Origin of the sequence: Maribacter sp. (assembly GCF_049667165.1) — a bacterium.
Classification (GTDB): domain Bacteria; phylum Bacteroidota; class Bacteroidia; order Flavobacteriales; family Flavobacteriaceae; genus Maribacter_A.
In genome coordinates this window covers 1-1,577 of sequence record NZ_JBATHS010000008.1, presented here as the reverse complement: position 1 = coordinate 1,577, position 1,577 = coordinate 1, and the positions used below count along the sequence as shown (strand labels likewise).

General features: G+C 40.4%; 2 protein-coding genes. Both read left to right on the top strand.

Annotated elements, in window-relative coordinates; translation table 11 throughout:
* On the top strand, nucleotides 1-1,155 hold a 1,155-nt coding region (locus tag WBM98_RS00225), incomplete at its 5' end, for an alpha-L-fucosidase (RefSeq protein WP_424363994.1).
* 115 nt (nucleotides 1,156-1,270) lie between these two features.
* Nucleotides 1,271-1,577, top strand: a 307-nt coding sequence (locus WBM98_RS00220; RefSeq protein WP_424363993.1) for a hypothetical protein, incomplete at its 3' end; no start/stop codon positions are given.

Below are 1,577 nucleotides of genomic sequence, written 5' to 3'. Positions count from 1 at the left end.
GATTTCAACAGTGTTGATATGGGCCCAAAGGTAGATATCGTTGGTAGTCTGAAAAAAGAAATAAAAGCGAGGGGTATGAAATTCATAACCTCCTACCATACGGGCTATTGGTACCAAGCAGCAGTTCGGGAAGATAGACCTGAATATTTGGATCCGAAATATGAGGATCTTTATGGCCCGGTGCACGATTCCATGGTGAAGGATGCCGTGCTTTGGAAAGATCATATTGAAAAACAGTCGAAATTCAGTGAGCGGCATTTAAAGGCCTGGTCAGCGAAAATGAAGGAAGCAATATCCAAGTACCAACCTGATATTTCTTGGTTGGATACCTCTTTTGGCGGAACCGTGCGCGGGGTCAATATCGGAACCTATAAAAATGGAAAACTGATCAGCAAGGACGAAATATACATGGGTGGGGTTCGTGAGAAATACCAGCAAGATTACGTGGCCCATTTTTTTAATACAGCAGCAGCCAATAACCAAGAGGTAGAGGTGGTTTACAAAGAACACGATCTACCACCTGGGGTCGGAATGCGGAATTTCGAAAATGGGTTGACCGATAAACTAGAATATGATGTTTGGATGACCGATATAGATCTTTGCAGTCCTACAAGTTGGTTTTATAAAGAAAATGTGGGTTTAAAATCGGCCAATGTCGTAATTGATATTCTCGCCGATGTAGTTAGTAAAAATGGAATATTGCTCTTGAATGTACCGCCCAAACCCGACGGAAGCTTCGCCGAATACATTAAAGAGGAATTATACGAGATCGGGGATTGGCTAGACCTCAATGGGGAAGCCATTTATGGAACAATGCCTTGGGTGACTTATGGTGAGGGCCCTTCGGTTCTCAAGAAGACGGGACATTATTCCGAAAGATATCCTAATGCCATTTATGATGAAAAGGATATCCGTTTTACGCAAAGGGATAATATCTTGTATGCTATTTGCTTGGGTTGGCCGGGAAAAGAAATAACTATAAGAAGTCTAGGATCAAGGGGTAAATTGTATGAAGGTGATATCAAGTCGATCGAACTACTGGGAAGTGACCAAGATCTGGAATATTCCCATAACCCATACGGCCTTAGTCTTAACCTACCAATGCAACCAGTGAACCAACATGCCATAGTATTTAGGATTAATCGAATTGAGTGACCTCAAAATGACTTAAAGGTAAAATATTACCAGTAATTGTTAATTGCATAGAATTGGAATACATATTATTTAACGAAATTTATAATAGACTATCAGAAATTAAATTATACCAAAAATGAAAACAAGAAACATGTGCTCACCCAGTAATCTAAGAATTACATTCTTTATCTTTTTCACTTTTATTGCCTATTCGTTCGGCCAAGTAGAAATCTACGAAGGCGCTGAAGTGATTCCCACCTATAAGATCGGTCAGGATGAGACGAGCCCGATTTTTTATACCGGGCGTGGTGTACAGGGGGCACAGGGAAAGGTATATCCATATCCATCACAAACAAAACTAGGTGATTCTTTAGTTGATGTCACCTATGAGATGGTCTATTTGGAAAATGAATATGTGAAGGTAAAAGTGTTGCCTGCATTCG